Consider the following 1104-nt stretch of genomic DNA (forward strand, 5'->3'; position numbering starts at 1 on the left):
AGATGTGTATAAGAGACAGGCGGTACATCACCGAACCATAGTCGGCGAACCAGCCGGCGATATCGCGGTTAAGCCAGCCGCCCTTGTCGTCGAGCGCGACGGGCAAATCCCAATGGTGCAGCGTCAGCAGCGGTTCGATGTCGTTCTTGAGCAATTCGTCGACGAGGCGCTCATAGAAATCCAGCCCAGGTTCGTTCACGCGCCCGATTCCTTCGGGCAGCACGCGGCCCCAGTTGACGCTGAAGCGATAGGCTTTCAGCCCCAGTTCCTTCATCAGCGCGACATCGGCGGGCATGCGGTTATAATGGTCGCAGGCGAAGTCGCCGGTGTCGCCCTTGACCGCCATCAGCCGCGGATCGTGGCTGAACCGCTGCCAGATGCTCGCGCCCGCGCCATCGGCGAGCGGCGATCCTTCGATCTGATAGGCGGCGGTCGCCGCGCCCCACAGGAAATCGTCGGGGAAGACACTCTTGCTCATTTTTTGTCCTTGTTGGTGATCGTTGCGGAGGGGAGCTTTTGTTCGAGCAACCAAGCGTAAAGCGCCGGGTCGTCATAGGCGGGATCCCAGGCATTGTGGCCAAGGTCGGGATAGATGGTCAGGCGGACCTTGGGGCCGCCGCACGCGCGGATCGCGCGCGCCATGGCAAAGCTGCCTTCGGGCGCGACGACGTCGTCGCGGTCGCCGTGGAAGGCCCAGACGGGCAGGTCCATCAACCGGCACGCTTCCCCCTGTCTCTTATACACATCTAGATGTGTATAAGAGACAGGGTGGGAACCGCACGACTGGATCGGCTACAATGAGGGCATGCTCGTCTACATCCTCGCAATGGGCTCGCCGACGCATGCCGTCGGCAAGGATGCCTGGGACAAGGGCTGGGCGGCCGATCTCGAAAAAGACTGGGGCACCTATTACGGCCAGCAGCATCTGCAGTTCGAGCCGATGTCTGTCTCTTATACACATCTAGATGTGTATAAGAGACAGAATATGTGCCGATCGGTTTCATCAACGACGAAGCGCGCCTGCGTTTCCGTCTCGACATCATCAACCTGTTCAACGATCGCAACTTCGGCGGGTTCGATGCGCTCACCGGATTGCGCAACCAG

The 1104-nt window shown here is 60.3% G+C and carries 3 protein-coding genes; 1 reads left to right on the forward strand and 2 read right to left on the reverse strand.

The window, feature by feature from the left end:
- Both CDQ92_RS20595 and CDQ92_RS20600 read right to left on the reverse strand, forming a co-directional pair.
- Nucleotides 1-478, reverse strand: a 478-nt coding sequence (locus CDQ92_RS20595; RefSeq protein ID WP_144035855.1) for a family 1 glycosylhydrolase, incomplete at its 3' end; no start/stop codon positions are given.
- On the reverse strand, nt 475-744 hold the full coding sequence (locus tag CDQ92_RS20600; protein WP_144035856.1) for a carboxylesterase family protein: 270 nt from the start codon (nt 742-744) through the stop codon (nt 475-477). The genes CDQ92_RS20600 and CDQ92_RS20595, both read right to left, overlap by 4 nt.
- Nucleotides 745-826: 82 nt before the next feature.
- Between CDQ92_RS20600 and CDQ92_RS20605 the strand changes: the two genes are divergently transcribed.
- Nucleotides 827-1104 (forward strand): glucoamylase family protein (locus CDQ92_RS20605; protein ID WP_237246144.1); only part of this gene is annotated, 278 nt, incomplete at its 3' end.

The sequence above is a fragment of the Sphingopyxis bauzanensis genome (assembly GCF_002205675.1).
In the GTDB taxonomy this organism is placed as follows: domain Bacteria; phylum Pseudomonadota; class Alphaproteobacteria; order Sphingomonadales; family Sphingomonadaceae; genus Sphingopyxis; species Sphingopyxis bauzanensis.